The sequence below is a fragment of the Photobacterium pectinilyticum genome, assembly GCF_024357955.1.
GTDB lineage: Bacteria > Pseudomonadota > Gammaproteobacteria > Enterobacterales > Vibrionaceae > Photobacterium > Photobacterium pectinilyticum.
Genome location: NZ_JANEYT010000086.1, coordinates 1 through 20,092 on the forward strand (window position 1 = coordinate 1; position 20,092 = coordinate 20,092).

Annotated in this window: 19 protein-coding genes; 15 read left to right on the plus strand and 4 right to left on the minus strand. The window is 44.9% G+C overall.

Annotation, left to right across the window (positions count from 1 at the left end; all coding sequences use genetic code 11):
• Positions 1-27 precede the first annotated feature (27 nt).
• Positions 28-579 carry a glutathione S-transferase family protein gene (locus NHN17_RS22155; RefSeq protein WP_255044845.1) on the minus strand — a complete coding sequence of 184 codons (552 nt, stop codon included), beginning with the start codon at positions 577-579 and terminating at the stop codon, positions 28-30.
• 108 nt (positions 580-687) lie between these two features.
• Here NHN17_RS22155 and NHN17_RS22160 point away from each other — a divergent pair, with 108 nt between their 5' ends.
• From NHN17_RS22160 to NHN17_RS22195, 8 genes are all read left to right on the plus strand, one after another.
• Entirely contained in the window at positions 688-1,179 is a 492-nt protein-coding gene (locus NHN17_RS22160; protein ID WP_255044823.1) for a MarR family winged helix-turn-helix transcriptional regulator, read from the plus strand.
• A gap of 71 nt (positions 1,180-1,250) precedes the next feature.
• On the plus strand, positions 1,251-1,748 hold the full coding sequence (locus tag NHN17_RS22165; RefSeq protein ID WP_255044824.1) for a peptidylprolyl isomerase: 498 nt from the start codon (positions 1,251-1,253) through the stop codon (positions 1,746-1,748).
• 12 nt (positions 1,749-1,760) lie between these two features.
• Positions 1,761-1,952: a hypothetical protein gene (locus tag NHN17_RS22170; RefSeq protein ID WP_255044825.1), complete on the plus strand. Its 192-nt coding sequence runs from the start codon at positions 1,761-1,763 to the stop codon at positions 1,950-1,952.
• A gap of 197 nt (positions 1,953-2,149) precedes the next feature.
• Positions 2,150-2,635, plus strand: a complete 486-nt coding sequence (locus tag NHN17_RS22175; protein ID WP_255044827.1) for an ureidoglycolate lyase — start codon at positions 2,150-2,152, stop codon at positions 2,633-2,635.
• 73 nt (positions 2,636-2,708) lie between these two features.
• Positions 2,709-4,448, plus strand: coding sequence for a glyoxylate carboligase (gcl, locus tag NHN17_RS22180; RefSeq protein WP_255044829.1), 1,740 nt, complete (start codon positions 2,709-2,711; stop codon positions 4,446-4,448).
• Between the two features lie 90 nt (positions 4,449-4,538).
• The gene (gene hyi / locus NHN17_RS22185; RefSeq protein ID WP_255044830.1) at positions 4,539-5,321 is read left to right on the plus strand and encodes a hydroxypyruvate isomerase; all 783 of its coding nucleotides are present in this window, start codon (positions 4,539-4,541) and stop codon (positions 5,319-5,321) included.
• A gap of 17 nt (positions 5,322-5,338) precedes the next feature.
• Positions 5,339-6,226, plus strand: coding sequence for a 2-hydroxy-3-oxopropionate reductase (locus NHN17_RS22190; RefSeq protein WP_255044831.1), 888 nt, complete (start codon positions 5,339-5,341; stop codon positions 6,224-6,226).
• A 67-nt stretch (positions 6,227-6,293) separates the two neighbouring features.
• A complete protein-coding gene (locus NHN17_RS22195) occupies positions 6,294-7,433 on the plus strand; it encodes a glycerate kinase (RefSeq protein ID WP_255044832.1) in 1,140 nt (379 codons plus the stop codon).
• Positions 7,434-7,533: 100 nt separating this feature from the next.
• On the opposite strand, the gene pucG is transcribed toward NHN17_RS22195, so the two are convergent.
• On the minus strand, positions 7,534-8,763 hold the full coding sequence (pucG, locus tag NHN17_RS22200; protein ID WP_255044833.1) for a pyridoxal-phosphate-dependent aminotransferase family protein: 1,230 nt from the start codon (positions 8,761-8,763) through the stop codon (positions 7,534-7,536).
• A gap of 253 nt (positions 8,764-9,016) precedes the next feature.
• Positions 9,017-9,805, minus strand: coding sequence for a (S)-ureidoglycine aminohydrolase (gene allE / locus NHN17_RS22205; protein ID WP_255044835.1), 789 nt, complete (start codon positions 9,803-9,805; stop codon positions 9,017-9,019).
• A 311-nt stretch (positions 9,806-10,116) separates the two neighbouring features.
• Here allE and NHN17_RS22210 point away from each other — a divergent pair, with 311 nt between their 5' ends.
• The gene (locus tag NHN17_RS22210) at positions 10,117-11,058 is read left to right on the plus strand and encodes a carbamate kinase (protein ID WP_255044836.1); all 942 of its coding nucleotides are present in this window, start codon (positions 10,117-10,119) and stop codon (positions 11,056-11,058) included.
• Here NHN17_RS22210 and allS read toward each other — a convergent pair.
• Positions 11,047-11,973 (minus strand): HTH-type transcriptional activator AllS, encoded by a 927-nt coding sequence (gene allS / locus NHN17_RS22215; RefSeq protein WP_255044837.1) that lies wholly within the window; start codon positions 11,971-11,973, stop codon positions 11,047-11,049. The genes NHN17_RS22210 and allS overlap by 12 nt on opposite strands.
• 357 nt (positions 11,974-12,330) lie before the next feature.
• Here allS and fdrA point away from each other — a divergent pair, with 357 nt between their 5' ends.
• From fdrA to NHN17_RS22245, 6 genes are all read left to right on the plus strand, one after another.
• Complete coding sequence (gene fdrA, locus NHN17_RS22220) at positions 12,331-13,992, plus strand: acyl-CoA synthetase FdrA (protein ID WP_255044838.1); 1,662 nt, start codon at positions 12,331-12,333, stop codon at positions 13,990-13,992.
• Positions 13,993-14,004: 12 nt separating this feature from the next.
• Positions 14,005-15,270, plus strand: coding sequence for a YlbE family protein (locus tag NHN17_RS22225; protein WP_255044840.1), 1,266 nt, complete (start codon positions 14,005-14,007; stop codon positions 15,268-15,270).
• A 50-nt stretch (positions 15,271-15,320) separates the two neighbouring features.
• Positions 15,321-16,136 (plus strand): oxamate carbamoyltransferase subunit AllH family protein, encoded by an 816-nt coding sequence (locus tag NHN17_RS22230; RefSeq protein ID WP_255044841.1) that lies wholly within the window; start codon positions 15,321-15,323, stop codon positions 16,134-16,136.
• A gap of 162 nt (positions 16,137-16,298) precedes the next feature.
• Positions 16,299-17,348, plus strand: coding sequence for an ureidoglycolate dehydrogenase (allD, locus tag NHN17_RS22235; protein ID WP_255044842.1), 1,050 nt, complete (start codon positions 16,299-16,301; stop codon positions 17,346-17,348).
• A gap of 101 nt (positions 17,349-17,449) precedes the next feature.
• Positions 17,450-18,676, plus strand: coding sequence for an allantoate deiminase (gene allC / locus NHN17_RS22240; protein WP_255044843.1), 1,227 nt, complete (start codon positions 17,450-17,452; stop codon positions 18,674-18,676).
• A gap of 15 nt (positions 18,677-18,691) precedes the next feature.
• On the plus strand, positions 18,692-19,942 hold the full coding sequence (locus tag NHN17_RS22245; RefSeq protein WP_255044844.1) for an MFS transporter: 1,251 nt from the start codon (positions 18,692-18,694) through the stop codon (positions 19,940-19,942).
• Positions 19,943-20,092 lie beyond the last annotated feature (150 nt).

A 20,092-nucleotide genomic window follows, 5' to 3' on the forward strand; every position in this document is an offset into this window, starting at 1 on the left:
GTCTGCTCCCTTCACTGTGTCGAGGGATCAGATCATCGCGCTACCAAAAGGTTCCCAGGATTTGTTCAACAACGCCCCTTCGTCAGCGACATGGGTATAAGCATACAGTGCGATATCAGCGATAGAAATACTACCACCAACTAAGAATTTTGATTTTGACAGCTGTAGTTCCATGATTTGTAGAGCTTTATGACCACCTGATTGTAGCGACTTATATTCTTCTAGGCGGTGCTCTGGCATACCTTGATACTTCTGGATAAAACGTGCCACAGCAATATAAGGCTCATGTGAGTATTGTTCAAAGAAAAGCCATTCGTACACTTTTGCTCTTTGATAACTGTCTTTAGGTAGATAAGGCGTATTTTTTGCAAAATATTCTAATATTGCATTGGACTCACAAAGCACTCGACCGTCATTTAAAACGACTGTTGGGATTTTACCATTAGGATTGAGAGCCAAGAATTCTGTTGTTTTAGTCTCGTTATCTAAAATATTGACGTGTTTCCACTGGTGTTCAATACCAAGGAATGACAATAGTAATTTTATCTTTAAGCAGTTACCTGCTGCATTGCCTCGAATAGTTGCTTCTTAGCCATAAAATCGCTTATTTATCTTTCTGGAAATATATTATATGGCGTTTATTTTCCCAGCAAGATATATTTATAAAGGTTAGGAAGGAGTAGGCAGATGGTAAAGCAAGAGACTGTTTCTAATATATTGAAAAGTATAAAAGAAAATTGGCCTGAATCGTTTGAACAATACTCACCGCCGATTTTACGTATTCACCGTATTCATGATTATCTACAGCAAGACTTGGTAAAAGTGATTGATCAATACCAGTTGCAAAGTGCCGATTTCGGCGTACTGGCCTCCTTGAGGCGGGCTGGCGCGCCGTTTTGCTTGTCACCAACAGAGCTGTACAGTTCGATGTTGCTAAGCTCTGGTGGCTTAACCAAAGTGCTTACCCGGGTGACCAAAGCTGGTTTGGTTGATCGGGTTGATAATCCCAAGGATAAACGCAGCAAATTGGTGCAATTAACACTAGAGGGTAAAGTGCTGATCGATGACATCATTCGTGAGCTACATGATAGCAACCAAGATAGATTGAAGGTGTTATCGGAGGAAGAGCAACAACAGCTTGATGGGTTATTGGCCAAAATGCTAACAGCGTGGGAGTAGGGCGTTAGTGTTTGCGGTATCCGCTAAGCTTTGTATACTGCCAGCAACGCACATTTAGCTAAGATATTTTTATGATTATTTTCACGACAAACTTTGGTGATATCGAAATTGAACTGGATTTCGATAAAGCGCCGGTTAGCTCAAAGAACTTCCTGCAATACTGCAAGGATGGCTTCTACGAAGGGACGATTTTCCACCGTGTCATCGACGGTTTTATGATCCAAGGTGGAGGTCACCTCCCTGGCATGAAGGAAAAGCCGACCCGTGATCCGATTGTAAATGAAGCCAACCGTGGTTTAAAAAATAAAGTCGGTACCATTGCCATGGCCCGTACTGATGCACCCCATTCGGCGACAGCGCAGTTTTTCATTAACCTGGAAGACAATGACTTTCTTGATTTCACGTCAACCACCAATCAAGGTTGGGGCTATGCCGTATTTGGTAAAGTCACTGCCGGCATGATGGTGGTGAACAATATTGGTAAGGCTCTGACCATGACCCGCTTTGGTCACGAAGATGTGCCACTGGACGACATCATTATCGAGAAAGTGACGATCAAAGAGTCATAATCAAAAGTTAATATGAATAAGGAAGCCACCTTTGCAGGTGGTTTTTTTTTGCACGAAATTTCAATTGTTCAAACTACTTATAATTCTGAATGTCATGTTTTTCCCCTTTCATATGGATTGTTACCATTCTTTATTAAATTATTTTTAATTTTTAACGTTGATTTAAATGAATTAACTTTAAAGAATGAGCTTGATTGGCAATAAATTTTTTTACTAATCATTCCTATATTGTTTGAAAAATATACTGAGAAAATAAAGTGTGGTCTAGGTCAAGTATTTCAATGTGGATCTCTGTTTTTATTATCCTCAGAGAAGGGGAATATACCGATTATGATTGTTAGTCGTTTAATAACGGTTAACCCTTTAAATTAATTTGGTAATTATATTAGGTGACTTTAATTATGCGAGAATTAACAGTAGAGCCTCTCACTAAAGAGGCATTTGCCCCTTTTGGTGATGTGATTGAAACGGATAACTCCGAATTTTTCTATATCAATGATCGCTCAGGTCAGCGTTTTCATGCTCTTGGAGCTATTGATGTGTCAGATACTGCTGCCCCGTTGATTAGTATTGTTCGAGCCGCTGGCTTTGATAACAGCCTCTCATTCGACTTATTGGAAAAGCACCCTAAAGGAAGTCAGGCTTTCTTTCCATTAAACGGTGAGCGATTTATAGTTATTGTTGCTCAGGGTGATGACAATATTGAAGAGTCGACATTACGTGCATTTATCACAAACGGAAATCAAGGCGTAAATTACCACCGTAATGTCTGGCATTATTTACTGTTTGCAAAAAATAAAGAAACAGACTTTCTAACGATTGACCGAGCGGGTGAAGATAATTGTATTGTTAAAAAATTATCTGCCAATTATACCATCAGCTTTTAAATATTTTTAATTTAATTAAATCCTATTTGGTTAGGGTGACAAAACTTATCCTATCTTTAGGTGGAGAAAAATTATGGCAAGAATGCGAGCAATAGAAGCGGCAGTATTAATTCTTAAAAAAGAAGGTGTGGATACTGCATTTGGTGTCCCAGGTGCCGCGATTAACCCTATGTATGCAGCTCTGAAGAAGATAGGAGGCATTGACCATGTGCTAGCACGACATGTTGAAGGTGCTTCTCATATGGCTGAAGGTTATACCCGCACAGCACCGGGTAATATTGGTCTGTGTATTGGTACGTCTGGCCCGGCGGGTACCGATATGATCACCGGTCTTTATTCAGCGTCTGCAGACTCGATTCCCATTCTCTGCATTACTGGCCAGGCACCTGTTGCGAAGCTACATAAAGAAGACTTTCAGGCGGTTGATATCGAAGCAATTGCCAAGCCTGTAACTAAAATGGCGGTAACAATTCGAGAAGCTGGCCAGATGCCAGGGACTTTCCAAAAGGCGTTTTATGAAATGCGTTCTGGCCGCCCTGGTCCAGTACTGTTGGATTTGCCGATTGATGTACAGATGACTGAGATTGAGTTTGATATTGATCTCTATGAGCCAATGACTCCTTCAAAAACATCGGCGACTAAAGATCAAGCTAAGAAAGCGCTAGAAATGCTGAACCAGGCTGACAAACCTGTATTGGTCGCTGGTGGCGGGATCATTAATGCTGACGCCTCTGAACTTCTGCGTGAATTTGCTGAATTGGTGAATGTGCCTGTTATCCAAACATTGCGTGGGTGGGGAACATTATCTGATGAGCATCCTTTGATGACCGGCAGAATGGGGTGTCAGGCTAACCATCGCTACGGAAATGCCACTTACCTTGAGTCAGATTTTGTGTTTGGCATCGGCAATCGCTGGGCTAACCGTCATACAGGGGATCTGAATACTTACACCGAAGGACGCAAGTTTATTCATGTTGATATCGAGCCAACTCAAATTGGCCGCGTCTTCTCGCCAGATCTAGGTATTGCTTCCGATGCTCACGATGCATTATCGGTCTTTATCGAAGTGGCCCGAGAAATGAAGGCCACCGGTGATCTGAAAGATAGGAGTGAATGGGTCGCTAGTTGTGCTGAACGTAAGCGTACGATGTTACGACGTGAAGATTTTGATTGTATCCCGGTTAAGCCACAGCGCATTTACCATGAAATGAATAAAGCATTCGGTCCCGATACAAGGTATGTGTCTACGATCGGATTGGCACAAATTGCAGCTAATCAGTTCCTGCATGTTCATCAACCAAGGCACTGGATCAATGCTTGTCAGGCAGGTCCGTTAGGTTGGACGATGCCTGCAGCACTTGGGGTGGTAAAAGCAGACCCGTCTAAGCCTGTAGTCGCCATTTCTGGTGACTATGACTTCCAGTTCCTCATTGAAGAGCTCGCGGTAGGTGCCCAGTTCAAACTGCCGTATATCCATGTGCTCATTAACAATGCGTATTTAGGTCTTATTCGTCAGGCTCAGCGAGCCTTTGATATTGATTATTGCGTTCAGCTTTCTTTTGAAAACCAGAATGCCCCGGAATTGAAAGAATATGGTGTCGATCATAAGCGTGTCGTTGAAGGACTTGGTTGTAAGGCTATTCGTGTGGATCAGCCTCAAGACATCGGCCCTGCGCTAGAGCAGGCGAAAGAATGGCTGCAGAAGTACAAAGTGCCTGTTGTGGTTGAGGTATTGACCGAGCGCGTCACCAACATTGCGATGGGGCCAGACATTGACAAGGTGATGGAATTTGAAGAAACCGTCGACCTGTAAGCTTTTCTAGCGAAGACATACCCATCAATTTTGATCATTTATTTCGAATTTGCTGTGGCTGGAATGCCACAGCACCTAGGAGCATGAATTATGCCAAAACTCGCAGCGAACCTGTCAATGCTTTTCACTGAGCTTGATTTTATGGACCGTTTTCAAGCCGCCTCAGAGGCGGGTTTCCGTGGTGTTGAATACCTGTTCCCTTACGACTTCCCTGCCAATGAAATTGCCGCGAAGCTGGAAGCTAATGGCTTGCAGCAGGTACTTTTTAATTTGCCAGCCGGAGATTGGGCTGCCGGTGAGCGTGGCATTGCGTGCCATCCTGACCGAGTTGAAGAGTTTCGCTTGGGTGTCCCCAAGGCAATTGAGTACGCAAAAGCGTTAGGCTGCAGCCAGGTAAACTGCCTGGTCGGTATTAAGCCGGATCATGTCACCGATGATGATGCTTACCGGGTACTTGTTGATAATTTGCGGTTTGCCAATGAACAGCTAGAGGCTGCAGGCATCGCTTTTGTTATTGAAGCTATCAACACACGTGATATTCCCGGTTTCTTTGTATCCAATACTCGGATGGCCCTTGGCCTACTGGAAGATGTCGGCTCTGACAATATCCGTTACCAATATGACATCTACCACATGCAAATCATGGAAGGGGATATCGCTCGTACGCTGGAAACGAACCTAGGCCAAATTGGCCATGTTCAGTTGGCCGATAATCCAGGGCGTCATGAGCCAGGTACGGGTGAGCTTAATTACCCATTCTTGCTGGCTCATCTCGACAATATTGGTTACAGCGGCTGGGTTGGGTGTGAATACGTGCCTGCAAACGGTACTCAGGCGGGTTTGACTTGGCTTAAAGAATTTAATTTAGTTTAAGGAAGGGAGAGAATCGGATGAAAAATATTGGATTTATTGGTACGGGGATCATGGGTAAGCCAATGGCAAAAAATCTGCAGGACGCAGGTTATACCTTGTACTTCTCTGAGCACTTTGAGCCTGCACCCGCTGAATTGCTGGGGGAGAAAGGTTTTGCGTGCCCGACACCAGCGGCTGTAGCAGAAGCTGCTGAGGTGATCATTACAATGGTGCCGGATACCCCTCAGGTTGAAGATGTTCTGTTCTCTGACATTGGTATCGCCAAAGGGTTGGCCGCCGGTAAAGTTGTGGTAGATATGAGCTCTATCTCGCCAATGGCAACGAAAGAGTTTGCCCAGAAAGTTGAAGCTCTTGGTGCATGGTATGTCGATGCGCCAGTGTCTGGTGGTGAAGTGGGCGCAAAAGCGGGCACGTTATCTATTATGGCCGGTGGTCGAGATGATATCTTTGAACAAGTTAAGCCGCTGTTGGAAGTGATGGGACAGAACATCACCCTTGTTGGTGGTAACGGGGATGGCCAGACTTGTAAGGTTGCCAACCAGATCATTGTCGCATTGAATATTGAAGCTGTCGGTGAAGCACTATTGTTTGCTTCAAAAGCTGGCGCGAACCCAGCTAAGATCCGTGAGGCATTAATGGGCGGTTTTGCTTCTTCGAAAATTCTCGAGGTGCATGGTGAGCGTATGGTCAAAGGGACATTTGACCCAGGCTTCCGTATCCAGCTGCATCAAAAAGATCTTAATCTTGCCCTTACAGGTGCGCGTGAGCTGCAATTGAACTTACCCAACACGGCTACCGCACAGGAGTTGTTTAATACCTGCGCCGCGCTCGATGGAAGTGGATGGGATCACTCTGCAATGATCAAAGCGCTTGAGCATATGAGTAATCACTCTATCCGAGACTAACCAAACCAGCGGGCACCTCGGTGCCCGCTGTGGTTTTTGCTGGTGTGTTTAGAAAAGGAGATGGTGGATGAAAATAGTCATTGCCCCTGATTCATTCAAGGAAAGTTTAAGTGCGGCCGAAGTGTGCCGGGCGATAAAAAAAGGCATCACCCAACGTTTACCATCCAGTGAGGTGGTATGTGTGCCTATGGCTGATGGTGGGGAAGGCACGTTGGATGCATTAGTCGATGCGACAAATGGGCATCGTCATACGGTGAAGGTGATGGGGCCATTACCGGATATGCAGGTAGAGGCTCAGTTCGGTATGCTGGGTGACGGTGAGACGGCCGTGATTGAAATGGCAAGAGCCTCGGGGATAGAGTTACTCACCTCAGATCAGCGGGATCCTCGTTTAACAACCAGCTACGGGACCGGTCAATTGATTTCAGCGGCGCTAGATGTCGGAGCAAAACGGTTGATTGTCGCTATTGGTGGTAGTGCAACTAACGATGGCGGAGCTGGGATGATGCAGGCGCTTGGTGTTAGGTTTCTCGATAAGTACCGCTATCCCATTGGCCATGGCGGTGCTCAGTTATCGCGCATCGCAGACATTGATATGGAAGGCTTGGATCCTCGACTTGCTGGCGTTGAGGTTATTGCGGCATGTGATGTTGATAATCCATTGATTGGAGTTCGCGGTGCTTCTGCCATTTTTGGCCCACAAAAGGGCGCCACCCCTGATGTTGTTGAGCAACTGGATCTGGCATTGGCTCGATATGCAGGTTGTATTGATGAAAAGTTAGGTTGTCAGGTGGTTAATGTGCCCGGAGCTGGTGCTGCTGGGGGAATGGGTGCTGGTTTGTTGGCATTCATGCAAGCAGAGTTGAAACCCGGGATTACCATTGTGTCGGACACGGTTTCACTGGCTGAAAAATTGCGAGGGGCCGACTGGGTTATCACCGGAGAAGGACGAGTGGATGGGCAAACATTGGGCGGTAAGACACCGGCAGGCGTTGCAAAGTTAGCGCAATCAATGGGTATCCCGACCATTGCTTTGGCGGGGTCATTGGGCGATGGCTGTGATGCATTACGCCAAGTGGGCATCGTGGCATGTTTCTCGATTTTGTCTAAACCGTGCACCTTATCCCAAGCCCTTGCTGGTGGTACTGAAAACCTAACGTTAACAGCCTTTCAAGTGGCAGGAATGATGGAAAATCAGACTCATTAGTTGAACCGACGGTAAGGCAAAAAACGTAGCGACTAAATAACAGCGTGCCACCTTACGGTGGCACTGTTTTATTTCAACCTGATAGCAGGCATGGTTGGGATCAGTAATATTCCATTGCTGTGGCGACTGATGCACCAAGGTGTATTTGGGCTTTATTTTTATGCAGTACGGCTTCAAGTGCTGCGAGTGTATGAAGCACAGCTTCTTGGCGGGCGTTATATCCCATCGTACCGATACGCCATATTTTGCCTTGAAGTGGGCCAAATGACGTCCCGATTTCAATACCGAATCGAGTTAATAGCTCTCGACGAACTTTTTCGCCATCAACTCTATCAGGGATAAATACACCAACGACATTATTCATCTTGTAGTCTTGATCGCCAAATAGTTGTAAGCCCATGGCTTGCAGACCGGCCGCCATGGCACCTCCCGCTTGCTTATGGCGTGCAATGACATTCGCTGGACCTTGTTCTAGGTAGATTCTTGCACATTCTCGTGCGGCGTACAGCATCGAGGTGGCTTCGGTATGGTGGTTCAGCCTTTCTTCGCCCCAATAGTCGAGGATCATCGGTAAATCAAAGTAGTTGGATTGGATCATCGCTTCCTCACCATCAATATGGTGATTATCACGGATCCCTTTTTCAACATGTTTACGGCGATTGATCTGCTCGACAAATTTAGGGCTCAGGGTCAGTGGTGCGCTGCCTGATGGGCCACCCAAGCACTTTTGAAGGCCGACGGAAACGGCGTCAAGGTGCCAGTCATCAACCAATAGATCATTACCGGCCACAGAAGCCGTGGCGTCACAATAGAACAGCACATCATGACGTTTACAAATTTCACCGATTTCAGCCAGTGGCTGATTCATTGTTGTTGACGTATCGCCTTGAACAGTGGCCAGTAATTTTGGTTTGTCACGCTTGATGGCGTCCTCGACTTGCTGAGGATCACAGACCTTACCCCACTCAACATCAATGGTGGTGATTTCGGCACCGGTGCGCTGGGCTATTTCGCACAGTAAGTGGCCAAAGCGACCAATTACTGGGATCAAAACTTTGTCGCCGGGCTGAAGAATAGACACCAATACCGCTTCAATACCTGCCCTTGCCGTACCATCAATGAGTAACGTTTCAGGGTTTTGGGTATGAAATACTTGGCGGTACAGCTGTTGGGTTTGACGCATGTATTCTGTCATCGCCGGATCATACTGGCCGATGAGTTGGCTGGATATAGCTTGATAGACACGAGGGTAGGCGTTGATTGGACCTGGCCCCATCAGCAAGCGCTGTGGTGGATTGAGGGTTTCAAACAGTTCATTGTTAATCGTCATTGATTGCGGGCTCCTTTATCTTATTCTTCCAGCTCTATTATGCGACAGTTAAATGTTTTGCTCCGTCGCATGGTGGCGGCACTTAACCTGAGGATATATGGATTAATGCTACGAGATCATTGATATGAGTGGAAGAATTGTTTTTCTATAAAAAGTTTTGATAATCAAATTATGATTAAAAAAAAGGAAGCGCAAGATTGGACCGGCGCTTCCAAAGGCGATGTTACGCGTAGTGTTTAGCAGTGATGGAGGTTTATAATGAAATATCTCGGTTACAGTCTTTGGAGTAGATATAGCTAAGCGGCTCACCTCTTCCTGTTGCGTAGCAGGCTTGGGGAACGTAGGCTGCCATGAAGAGGTAATCGCCTTTTTTCACCGGGATCCAATTGTTGTCTAGGTTATAGACACCTTCACCGCTGAGAATATAAGCACCATGCTCCTGAACATGTGTCTCGATATAGCCATGGCAAGCTCCTGGCTCAAAAGTCAGTACATGAAAGTTCATGTCGAAACCTAAATCTTTCGGGAGCAAGTCCTCGACAATGACATTCTCCATGCCTTCATAGTGGATTTTCTCTAGATTATCACGGTGGTTAACGATTAGGTGAGGCTGGTAACCTGCGATAGGTTGGTATTTTCGCTTATACAAGAAGGCCTGGCTATCTTCGCCTTGGTTGGCATTCTCGATGAATAACAGTGCTCCCGGAGGACAGTAAATATAGCCACCTGCGGTGAGTGTATGGCGTTGACCATCAGCTTCGACAGCAACTTGTCCGGACATGACATAGAAAAAAGTTTCAATTTCTTCTCCACCAAATCCACTACGATTGTTGCCGCCATCATGAAGGGTTACTAGATAATCAATAAAACTGGCACCTAGTTGTGGTGATGACAGGATAGTTAGGTCGCAATTTTCAAAGCCAGGTAGAATATTTTTAACTAACCCGTCAGGAGGAAGAATTGCAAAGTTGTTCTTTTTAATTACTGCGCGTGTTGCCAGTAAATCATTTATGTATCCAGTATTGTTGTTTAAGTATCCCATCTTGTACCTCGAATCTATCACCTAAAAAAACGGGCCCGGAAGGAAGTTTTATGGGCCCTATTACCAGAAGCTGTGTTGGTCAATAAATATTAACCCAATAAGAGAGTAAAAGTGTGATCAAGGTAACTCAATTTCCACTTAAAGGTATAATTGTATGCTGATGTCAGAATTAAATAAAAATGTTTGATAAAGAAGTAAATCACAAATATAGACTAGACATAAAATAGAGTCGTTAATATTTTAAATGTACAAAGTTAAATATGATTTTGTGTATTTAGCATCCCGCAGGGTAAATATTAAATAGGTGTGTCATGAATAAAAAAAGAATTGTTATTGCGTTGGGCGGTAATGCCATGCTCAAACGTGGTGAAGTGTTATCGGCAGAAAACCAACAACATAATATAGACAAGGCAACTGTACTCATTAAGCAACTTGATCAAGATTATGATGTCATCATCGTGCATGGCAACGGGCCACAAGTTGGTTTACTGGCGCTACAGAATTCGGCCTACAACGAGGTGCCGGCTTATCCACTTGATAATTTAGTGGCTCAAACGCAAGGTATGTTGGGTTATATGCTCATGCACTCATTAACAGAACAAGGCATGAGTGATGTATCTTGCCTGTTAACCCGGGTTGAAGTGTCAGCATCCGACCCTGCTTTTGCTGCTCCAACCAAATATATTGGGCCGGTATATTCGCCACAAGACAGGACTAAACTAGAAAAACAACATGGATGGAAAATGAAACCAGATGGTCAATATATCCGTCGCGTGGTTGCTTCACCAAAACCTGTTCAAGTTATTGAAGCTGATACAATTGTAAGCCTTTTAGATCAGGGAAAAACAGTGGTATGCTGCGGCGGCGGTGGGGTGCCCGTGGTGCAACAGGACGTTGGGTACCGTGGTGTAGAAGCGGTGATAGATAAAGACGCTGTCGCTGCAATGCTTGCCGAGCAAATTGGTGCTGATTACTTGATGATCCTTACCGATGCGGATGCCGTTTATCAAGATTGGGGTACGCCTAACCAAAAAGCACTAAAGGATGTCACTGTTAGCCAGATGCGTCCTTTTGCGGCACCTGATGGTGCAATGGGACCGAAAGCAGAAGCCGTTATTCAATTTGTGGAGCGGACAGGTCAAATTGCTTTTATTGGTGCCTTGCAGGACGTAGAGCAAATATTAGTGGGTGAAAAGGGGACATGTGTCAGACCAGCATGCACAGTAGCCCCCGAAGATGTCTTAGTGAGTTAGTTGATCGATATTTTTTAAGAACCCTTGGATTATGGGGTCGTTATTTTTGAATAGCTCTATAATCCACTGGGTTACTTCACCAGTTGAGTCTTGACGCCAACCAATCGAAAGTGGAGATGGAGTACGGCTCCACTGCACTTCTTTCTCAATTAATAACCCGTCATCAATCAAAGGCCTCGCGAGGTTTTTTGGCAGGAAACCAATACCAGCACCGTTCTTATGGCAGGCTACTTTTGTTGATAAGTCAGGTACCTTAATTTCTTTCTGATCGCGTAACAGCCATGCAGTGCGTTTGTTGATATGCTGCGAACTATCCTCAATATTAATCGCAGGGTGATGTCTGAGCTGCGACTCTTTGAGTGGCATGTTGAGCGCGGCTAGTGGGTGGTTGGGCGCCAGGGTAAAGCTCCAACTCATTTTACCTAAAGGACGAAGTTTCACTGAATTTTCAATCGTGTCGAGCCCCGGAACACCGATTGCGAAGTGGTAGTCATTATTCAATAGATCATCCCATACTCCCATATATACCGCGCTGGAGATATTGATCTGGGTAAAGGGAAAAGCTTCATGTAATGCAAGTATAAGCTGGGATACCGCATGTTCATCAAAGAGTAGGTTATTCACTACGATATTAATATAGCGTTCTACACCATCTGCAATTTGACGCAGTTCATCAGGCATACTCTCCATCCAATCAAGCCACTTTTGACACTGGCTAAGTAAGTGCTCACCAGCTTCGGTGAGGTTGACACTTCTTGTTGTACGAATAAAGAGCTGTGTATCGACAGCGTCTTCTAACACCTTTATTCGATAGCTGATGGCTGCCGGTGTTTTATGTAACTCTTCAGCCGCTTTTGAAAAATTGGCATGTTCGGCCACTTTCATGAAAGAACGGATGGTTTCCCTGTCCAGCATAGCTATTCCTTGAATGTATAGTAAGTCATGTTTTATAAAAGAATATGGAAGAAAAAAAATTGACCGAAGTCTAATATTGATAAAGTAATTAAAAGTAAGTGTAAGAAAATTATTTTTAAAATAGCTTGTGAATTATATAAAAAATCTTAAAGGATTCAGTTTTACATTAAACTTAATCAATAAAGATTGAACGATAATCAGGGCATTCATGAAAATATTATAACAATATTTTGAGTGTGATATTGCTCAATATTTTATATCTATCACTGCCTTAATCTTTAACTCAAGACAAGGAAGCGAGAAGTAATAAATAGCTTTCTCATCGTTATTTATTTTGGGATTGAAGGGTGGTCATACATGATCCAAGCATTTATAAAAAAAGGTTGTTTTCAGGACTCAGTGAGCTTGATGCTGATATCAAGGCAATTAAGTAATGGCTGTGATGTCGAAGAAGTGTCTGTAATGATGGGGACGCCTGCTAATAAGTCGTTGCTGGAATCTACAGGATTATGGCACCCGATGTTTGACGATGCGACGCCAAACGATATATGTGTCGCGATTAGGCCAACGGCTGATAGCGGTGATGTATCTGAAGAGATCGCACAGCAGCTAAACGATGCTCTTGCGTCGGTTGCGCAGGCTTCTGCTGGAGGGCAACGACTTGACGTGGTTCGTCGTTGGCAAACCGCACTGGCAAAACAGCCTGAGGCCAACTTGGCTTTGATCTCAGTGGCAGGAGATTATGCCGCCGATTTAGCTGATGAGGCACTGAATAATGATCTCAATGTGATGATGTTTTCTGACAATGTGCCCGTTGAATCGGAAGTGGCATTGAAAAAGAAAGCCGCTAAAAAAGGACTGTTGGTTATGGGGCCTGACTGCGGTACCGCCATGGTGGCGGGCTCGCCACTCGCTTTTGCTAACGTATTACCGAAAGGGCCAATAAGCATAGTCGGCGCTTCAGGTACCGGTATTCAGGAGCTAGCTTCGCAAGTTTGTTTGGCCGGGCAAGGGATCACGCATGCACTTGGTTTAGGCGGTCGTGACCTGTCGGCGGAAGTTGGCGGTGCAAGTGCATTGAGTGCACTGAGAATGATGGAATGCGACCAAGAAACTGAAGTTGTTGCATTTGTTTCTAAACCCCCGGCTCCTGACGTTGAGCAAGTTGTTATTCAAGCAATGAAGGAAATGAGTAAACCCGTTGTCGCTCTATTTCTGGGCACACGCCAAGATAAACCTCGCGATGGCAATGTCTTTTTTGCCAATAGCCTTGCTGAAGCCGGTAGGCTTGCTGCGATGTTAGCCAACGTCCGGCAGTACGTTCCAGCTTGCAATTACACTGCTGGTAAAAACATTCTTGGTTTGTATACCGGTGGTACGCTGGCTGCTGAGGCTGCGATGCTTGCTGCAGAGCAGTTAGGCCTCAAAGTCGATGATGCCCATCGCCAAGGTGTCATGCTCAATGATGGCGGTCATCTTATTATCGACCTCGGTGATGATCATTATACGGTTGGACGTCCTCACCCGATGATCGACCCCACAACCCGTACCTTAGAAATCGAGAAACGTGCTGTTGAAGAAAGTGTTGGTGTCTTACTGCTAGATGTTGTGATCGGCTATGGCGCGACAGCAGATCCAGCTGCAGCTCTCATAGACGCGGTTGAAAGTGTTAAATCCAAACGACAAAGTCCACTGCATGTTATTGCAACCGTTACTGGTACTCAAGACGATCCTCAGCAACGTTCGAAGCAAATTGACACGTTAGTTGATGCGGGGGTCGCTGTCGTCAACACCTTGGAAGAAGCGGTGTTGCTGTCAGAAGCGTTAATTACACAACAAGAAATTGAGACAGCTAAAGAGCGACCTTCCCTCTTAGATGGGATCAAGGTGGTGAATGCGGGGTTGCGTAGCTTTGCTGATGATTTGCAATCTGCGTCTACGCCTGTTGTGCATTATCAGTGGGCCCCCATCGCGGGCGGAAACTCAAAATTAGCCAGTCTTTTAAAGCAAATGCAATAGGGAAGCAAAGATATGTATTCATCAATTAATGAAGCCAACACCGCCGTTCTGGAAAAAGTGAAATCAGCTCGTCCATTTTGGGTTGATGTCGCCTCTGCAGGTGAAGTTATCTCGTGGTTGGCTGAAGGAAAGCATTTATTGCATGCTGGCCCTCAGATCCAATGGGAAGAAATGACTGGGCCAATGCAAGGCGCCTGTGTCAGTGCTTGTTTATACGAAGGGTGGGCAACTTCAGACACAGAAGCAATGACCATGCTTGCGAGCGGCGAGGTTAAATTCAGTCCTTGCCATCACCATAATGCAGTTGGCCCTATGGGGGGGATTACATCAGCAAACATGCCAGTGATTGTGGTTGAAAATAAAGCCGACGGTAATTTCGCTTACTGCAATATGAACGAAGGTATTGGTAAAGTCATGCGCTTTGGCGCTTACGGTGACGAGGTCCAGCAACGTCTGCACTGGATGCGTGAAGAGTTGATGCCGGTACTCAAAGATACGTTGAAAAATACTGATGGTGGGGTTGACTTAGGGGCTATCATGGCCCAAGGCATTACCATGGGGGATGAATTTCACCAACGTAACATCGCTACCTCCTCATTACTATTGAGAACGCTTGCGCCGAGCATTGCCGCTGTTGACATCAGCAAGGATGTATTGAAGAGGGTATTTGACTTCCTCAGTATTACCGACCAATTTTTCCTGAATCTGGCAATGGCATTTTGTAAGTGTGCAATGGATGCTGGTGCGACAGTCAAGGCCGGCTCTATTGTTACCGCAATGACGCGTAATGGTAAGGATTTTGGTATTCGAGTCAGTGGGCTAGGTGACCAATGGTTTACTGCGCCAGTCAACACACCTGAAGGTTTGTATTTCACTGGTTATTCCCAAGACCAAGCCAATTCAGATATTGGTGATAGTGCCATTACTGAAACCTACGGCGTCGGTGGCGCTGCGATGGTCGCTGCACCAGGCGTTACACGCTTTGTCGGTGTTGGTGGGGTTGACGTTGCGCTTGATGTTTCGGAAGAAATGGCCGAGATTTTTGTTGAACAAAACTCTTTGCTACAAATCCCTTCATGGAATTTCCAAGGAGCTTGCCTGGGTCTCGACGTGCGACATGTGGTTGAAACCGGGATTACGCCTGTTATCAATACAGGCATTGCCCATAAGGAAGCAGGTATTGGGCAAATTGGGGCCGGTACAGTAAGGGCACCACTAGCATGTTTTGAAAAAGCCTTAGAAGCCTTGGCTCAAGATATGGGCTTTGAGGCCAAGTAAGTCGTGTGGAGGCGGCCTGATGGCTGCCTAGATCAAACCGGGGGGACTTGATGGAAAATGAAGCGTTAGCCTACAGTTTGTCAGCACCTTTTAGGCAAGGACCGTTACGTTTTGCTGGCAGTGGCAGTAAGGCGATTAATTTTCTAACTGAAGATAACAAGGTACTAACCCTACACCGCAGTGATGCGGGAATGAGTCCCTCCGGCTGGTCAGTGTCAGCCCAGGTATTTAATCAGTTAAGTTCGCTTGCACCGGGTGCTTGCGATATACGCTTAGTCAGTAATGGCATGATAGTTAACGATTTGCATCTGCATAAGGGAGTAAATGGGGTATGGCTTAAAGCGCAGGGGGCATCATCTATTTCCTTGTTGGCGTTGACTGACTTTCTGAGTAAACAAGAAAAGGAAACGGGGTTATATGGCTCATTGTTAGACATTATAAAGGACGAAGACAAGACGTCTTTTTATCCAATATTGGCCCAGTTGTACCAATGGTTTGATGGAAATACACCATGCTGGAAAGGCATTATTGGGGCGGGGCCAGGATTAACGCCCAGCCATGATGATATGTTGGTTGGCATGCTGGCCTGTGCTTATAGTCAACTTGATTTAAAAGAAAATGCGCATAAGTTGTTGCCCCTATCGCTAGATCTAGATTACTGGACAACATCAGTGAGTGCTGGATATCTAGAGCAAGCAAGAAACGGATATTTTTCAGTTGCATTACTAGACCTAATAAACGCCAGCCCGAATGATTTTAGTTACTATGCTTCCCGGCTTTTAGAACATGGTCACTACTCTGGTGCCGATACATTACTGGGAATGTGGTTGTTCTTAAACTTACAGAAAATCATAAACACTATATAAAACCTTTTAATGATTATTTACAGATAAACAGAAAAAATCATGAAGTTTAATTGAGTGTTTATAGATCACAAAACAATATATTTCTTAAGCTACTATAGATTTATAAAGAAATAAAATAAACCTATTAGCCCGTGAAATTAAATATTTATCATGGAGTACATTATGATTCTTTCAAGTGAGCAGCTTCATCAGTTAATTAAAAATAAAATAAAACAAGCCGGTTTATCTGATGAACATGCTGACATTGTTGCAGATGTCCTTGTTTTTGCCGATGAGCGTGGTGTGCACTCACATGGTGCTGTTCGGGTGGAGTATTATTCGGAGCGAATATCGAAAGGAGGCATAAATGCGAATCCTCAATTTTCTTACGAAGAAACAGGCCCCTGTAGTGCACTGTACGATGGTGATAATGGCGCTGGCCATGTTATTGCAAAGAACGCCATGGATAAAGCGGTTGAGATGGCAAAGTCGAAAGGTGTCGCTGTTATCGGCGTGAAGCGGATGAGTCATAGTGGTGCATTGGGCTATTTTACCAAATACGCAGCCGAGCAGGGACTTATCGCGATTTCAATGTGTCAATCAGATCCTATGGTTGTCCCTTTTGGCGGCAGCGAAGTTTACTATGGTACCAACCCAATTGCTTTTTCAGCGCCTGGCCCTGATGGTAAGACAATCAACTTTGATATGGCGACCACGATACAAGCTTGGGGTAAGGTTCTGGATGCTCGCTCTCGTAACCAATCAATTCCTGATACCTGGGCGGTAGATAGCACAGGGAACCCAACTTCTGATCCACATGCAGTGCGAGCACTATTACCTATCGCCGGACCAAAGGGATACGGTCTGATGATGATGGTTGATATTCTTTCTGGCGTAATGTTGGGTCTGCCTTTCGGTAAAAACGTCAGTTCAATGTACGATGATTTAACGCAAGGGCGCAATTTAGGCCAGTTACATATTGTGATTAACCCCGAATTTTTCACAACAAAAGAATACTTCATTGAATCGATTTCTCAAACTATGCAGGAATTAGGTGATATCCGCCCGGCTCCAGGTTTTGATAAGGTATTATATCCGGGTCAGAATAGTGATTTAATTGAAGCAAAATCAAGAGAAAATGGAATAGACATTATCGATGATGTTTATGAGTACTTGCGTTCAGATAAAATATACATCAACTCCTACGATCATAAATCTGCATTTAATGGGTAAGCAGAAAAAATAATACAAGAAAGAACTCTTATTAAGCACCTGTACCGTTATGAACAGCCTGTCAGAAATACATATTTTGAAACAAAATAAGGAATGAAAAGATGGAGCTATTAAAAACAAAGGTAGAAGAAACGTCGAAAAAAATCACTCAGTATGGTTATCAAGAAGGGGCGGGTATGACACGTCTCCTGTATACCGAAGAGTGGTTATCAGCACAAAACACGTTGTTAGATTTATTTGAAAAAAGCGGTTTGCAGGCTTATTCAGATGATGTGGGGAATATCTACGGACGCTTGGAAGGCACAGAGTTCCCGGATCAGGTGATTATGTCTGGTTCGCATATTGATACTGTCGTAAATGGCGGTAATCTCGATGGCCAGTTTGGTATCGAGGCTGCTTTTATTGCATTGCAATACTTAAAAGATCAGCACGGTTCACCAAAGCGTTCACTTGAAGTTGTTTCTTTGGCTGAAGAAGAAGGTAGCCGTTTTCCTTATGTATTCTGGGGAAGTAAGAACATTGTCGGTATTGCTGATAATGATGCGGTGAAAGATCTGACCGATAGCAAGGGTGTCAATTTTGTTGATGCAATGAAAAAATGCGGGTTTGATTTTGCAACTGACCGCACTGTTAGAAAAGACATCAAAGCTTTTGTCGAGCTGCATATTGAGCAAGGTAAAGTCTTGGAAACTGAGGGTAAGCAGCTAGGTGTCGTCACCAGCATTGCTGGTCAGCGCCGCTACAATATTACCCTAAAAGGTGAAGCCAACCATGCTGGCACTACCCCAATGGGTTACCGTAAAGATACGGTTTATGCTTTCAGCAAAATCTGTAGCCAGTCGATTGATAAAGCAAAAGCAGTCGGTGATCCGCTGGTATTGACCTTCGGTAAAGTTGCTCCTAAGCCAAATACCGTCAATGTGGTGCCGGGTGATATTTTGTTCAGCATGGATTGTCGCCATACTGATAAGGAAAAACTACTAGGCTTCAGCGATCAGATCATTGCCGACATGAGGCAAATTTGTGCCAGCATGGACATTGAAATCGATGTTGATCTGTTTATGGACGAAGAGCCAATTCCGATGGATCCAACTTTGGTCGATCTCATTGACTCGACGTTTGAGTCGCAAGGTAAGAACTATATGCGAATGCACAGTGGTGCCGGGCATGACTCGCAGATCTTTGCTCCTCGCATTCCTACAGGAATGATCTTTATTCCGAGTATTGCTGGTATTAGTCATAACCCAGCAGAACAAACACATGTCGATGATCTAACTATTGGCGTCGAAGCACTGATTAATGTGCTTTATGAGCTAGCTTACAAATAATACACGGAAATTAATATGGAAACTCGTAATCAATCCGGTATTGAGTACTGGAAGAAACTTGTCGTAATACTTTGCTTTGGTTGGGTCGCTATTTGGATTTATCGTACGGTTCTAACGCCGATTTATCCAGAAATTCAGTCTGCGCTTGGTGATATTAGTGATACACAGATAGGCTTTATTGCTACATGTTACTTTGCAGCATATTGCGGTGGCCAAATACCAGCCTCTATTGTTGTTGAAAAAATGGGGCAAAAGTTGACGCTGTTATGCGGCTTCAGCTTATTTACGATAGGTACATTGGTTATTGCCAATGCGCCCTCAATCAACATGGTATATGCAGGTTCATTGCTGTCCGGATTAGGATGTGCTTCTTTCTTTTGCTCTGCTTACTCTTTGTCTGGTGAGCATGTTCCACAAGAACGTCGTGCGTTTGCTTCAGCAATCGTTAATAGTGGTTCAGCCGTCGGTATGGGGATCGGCCTTATCGGATCCAGTGTTCTGGTCAAGAACATGGGTATGGCATGGAACAACGTGCTGTATATTTCAGCGGCTGTGATCTTCGTAATGCTTGTTGTGTTTGCGATAGTGATAAAGCCCCATAAAAAAGCACACGTTGCAGTCGAGCCTAAAAAACAAGACTCGGCTACAGCAGAGACTGAGCAACAAGGGGCATCTTTACTCAACCCGGAGCTGATTGCGGTATATTTCCTCTATTTCTGTACCTGTTATGGCTACTACATGATCGTAACTTGGTTGCCAAGTTACTTACAGACAGAGCGCGGGTTCGAGGGAGCTGCTATTGGCGGGGCTTCGGCTTTGGTCGCTATGGTCGCGGTTCCTGGTGCGCTGTTCTTTAGCTCTTTGGCTGATAAGTTTAAGTCACAGATGATCAAGATGGTCGTGACGCTGGAAATTGCCGGTGGCCTGATGTTGGCTTTTACCGTCTTATCCCCGAACACCACGGCACTGATGATCAGTCTTGTTGTCTATGGGTTCCTTGGAAAGATGGCTCTTGACCCAATATTGATCTCTTATGTTACTGAGCGTGCACCGAAAATAAGAATGGCAAGGGCTCTAGCTATCTTCAACTTATCGGGGATGTCGTCGTCAATTATTGCACCGCCATTGACCGGCTTTATCTCAGATATAACGGGATCTAAAGCCATTGGCTTCTATCTTTCTGCCGGGTTGTTGGTCGTTGGGGCATTATTCTTTATCGTTATCAATCTAAGAAAAAGTAGTAAACCAGCAATACAAACAGCCTAATTTTAGCCTTAACTGAATAAGCCAGCTAACTCTGTTAGCTGGTTTTTTTGTGTGTGGTGAAACTGGTTTAATCGTATGCGCCCCATGATCCCACGGGGCGAGTATTAATGAGCGAAGTTCCAGGGCAGTAAAGCGTCGAGATCAGGGTCT

What these genes read in the sequence shown, in the direction of transcription:
- NHN17_RS22160 (WP_255044823.1), top strand. Translation starts at nt 688, where the DNA reads ATGGTAAAGCAAGAGACTGTTTCTAATATATTGAAAAGTATAAAAGAA.
- NHN17_RS22165 (WP_255044824.1), top strand. Translation starts at nt 1,251, where the DNA reads ATGATTATTTTCACGACAAACTTTGGTGATATCGAAATTGAACTGGAT.
- NHN17_RS22170 (WP_255044825.1), top strand. Translation starts at nt 1,761, where the DNA reads ATGAATAAGGAAGCCACCTTTGCAGGTGGTTTTTTTTTGCACGAAATT.
- NHN17_RS22175 (WP_255044827.1), top strand. Translation starts at nt 2,150, where the DNA reads ATGCGAGAATTAACAGTAGAGCCTCTCACTAAAGAGGCATTTGCCCCT.
- gcl (WP_255044829.1), top strand. Translation starts at nt 2,709, where the DNA reads ATGGCAAGAATGCGAGCAATAGAAGCGGCAGTATTAATTCTTAAAAAA.
- hyi (WP_255044830.1), top strand. Translation starts at nt 4,539, where the DNA reads ATGCCAAAACTCGCAGCGAACCTGTCAATGCTTTTCACTGAGCTTGAT.
- NHN17_RS22190 (WP_255044831.1), top strand. Translation starts at nt 5,339, where the DNA reads ATGAAAAATATTGGATTTATTGGTACGGGGATCATGGGTAAGCCAATG.
- NHN17_RS22195 (WP_255044832.1), top strand. Translation starts at nt 6,294, where the DNA reads ATGAAAATAGTCATTGCCCCTGATTCATTCAAGGAAAGTTTAAGTGCG.
- pucG (WP_255044833.1), bottom strand. Translation starts at nt 8,763, where the DNA reads ATGACGATTAACAATGAACTGTTTGAAACCCTCAATCCACCACAGCGC.
- allE (WP_255044835.1), bottom strand. Translation starts at nt 9,805, where the DNA reads ATGGGATACTTAAACAACAATACTGGATACATAAATGATTTACTGGCA.
- NHN17_RS22210 (WP_255044836.1), top strand. Translation starts at nt 10,117, where the DNA reads ATGAATAAAAAAAGAATTGTTATTGCGTTGGGCGGTAATGCCATGCTC.
- allS (WP_255044837.1), bottom strand. Translation starts at nt 11,973, where the DNA reads ATGCTGGACAGGGAAACCATCCGTTCTTTCATGAAAGTGGCCGAACAT.
- fdrA (WP_255044838.1), top strand. Translation starts at nt 12,331, where the DNA reads ATGATCCAAGCATTTATAAAAAAAGGTTGTTTTCAGGACTCAGTGAGC.
- NHN17_RS22225 (WP_255044840.1), top strand. Translation starts at nt 14,005, where the DNA reads ATGTATTCATCAATTAATGAAGCCAACACCGCCGTTCTGGAAAAAGTG.
- NHN17_RS22230 (WP_255044841.1), top strand. Translation starts at nt 15,321, where the DNA reads ATGGAAAATGAAGCGTTAGCCTACAGTTTGTCAGCACCTTTTAGGCAA.
- allD (WP_255044842.1), top strand. Translation starts at nt 16,299, where the DNA reads ATGATTCTTTCAAGTGAGCAGCTTCATCAGTTAATTAAAAATAAAATA.
- allC (WP_255044843.1), top strand. Translation starts at nt 17,450, where the DNA reads ATGGAGCTATTAAAAACAAAGGTAGAAGAAACGTCGAAAAAAATCACT.
- NHN17_RS22245 (WP_255044844.1), top strand. Translation starts at nt 18,692, where the DNA reads ATGGAAACTCGTAATCAATCCGGTATTGAGTACTGGAAGAAACTTGTC.